2 protein-coding genes and 1 tRNA gene are annotated in these 860 nt (G+C 57.8%); all 3 read left to right on the top strand.

Features of this window, described 5'->3' with window-relative positions; all coding sequences use genetic code 11:
• Nucleotides 1-370, top strand: a 370-nt coding sequence (locus EN935_RS41665; protein WP_206534698.1) for a hypothetical protein, incomplete at its 5' end; no start/stop codon positions are given.
• Nucleotides 371-405: 35 nt separating this feature from the next.
• Nucleotides 406-496 (top strand) — tRNA-Ser (locus EN935_RS38145).
• Nucleotides 497-645: 149 nt separating this feature from the next.
• On the top strand, nt 646-860 hold a 215-nt coding region (locus EN935_RS38150), incomplete at its 3' end, for a porin (protein WP_206532505.1).

Below are 860 nucleotides of genomic sequence, written 5' to 3' on the forward strand. Positions count from 1 at the left end.
GCCCCATCCCCACTACCGAAAAAGATGCGCACCGCGCCGCTCCTTCGAAATCGACATTACCCATGAGCCGGCGGCGTTCAACCACGATCGTACCGGCGAAAGGGCTGTTCGGCTGCTATCCCCCGGCGTTGTTGCACAAATGACACGATTTGGCCTCACTCAGAAAGCTCTCGTTAACCATCTACCCGTCCGCAACTCCTTGTTTGCCGCCGAATCCGGCGATCGGCCGACGGAATCATGGCCATGCCCCGAGTCGCTAGCCAGGAAACTGCCGCAGAACCGCCGCATCCGTGGAAAGCCACGCTTCGGTGCGTTGTTATTTTTCCATATAATGGCTTCTTTTTCCGAGATAATGATTGGGGCTTGTTGATTGTGCCGGCGCTTTTCTTTATCCAGCGGCGCAACGGAGAGGTGGCCGAGTGGTCGAAGGCGCTCCCCTGCTAAGGGAGTAGAGGTCAAAAGCTTCTCGTGGGTTCGAATCCCATCCTCTCCGCCATTTTTGCCCGCACCGTTGGCGGCATCTCAAAAATTACCCCGTTAGAACAGACAGATAGCTAGGTATCTCGCTATCGGCGCCGCGCGTTTCGACGCCAAAATACGCTGAAATCAACGCGATTTCGTTCGATTCTGACTGGAGGTCAGAAAATGAACATTAAGAGCCTTCTCCTCGGCTCCGCTGCGGCCCTGATCGCAGTTTCCGGTGCGCGCGCCGCCGACGCCGTCGTCGTCGCCGAGCCGGAACCCGCTGAATACGTCAAGATCTGCGACGTCTACGGCGCTGGCTACTTCTACATCCCCGGCACCGAAACCTGCCTGCGCATCGGCGGCTATGTCCGTTATGACATCGGCGTGGGCGATGC

Source organism: Mesorhizobium sp. M7D.F.Ca.US.004.03.1.1 (assembly GCF_003998635.1).
GTDB lineage: Bacteria > Pseudomonadota > Alphaproteobacteria > Rhizobiales > Rhizobiaceae > Mesorhizobium > Mesorhizobium loti.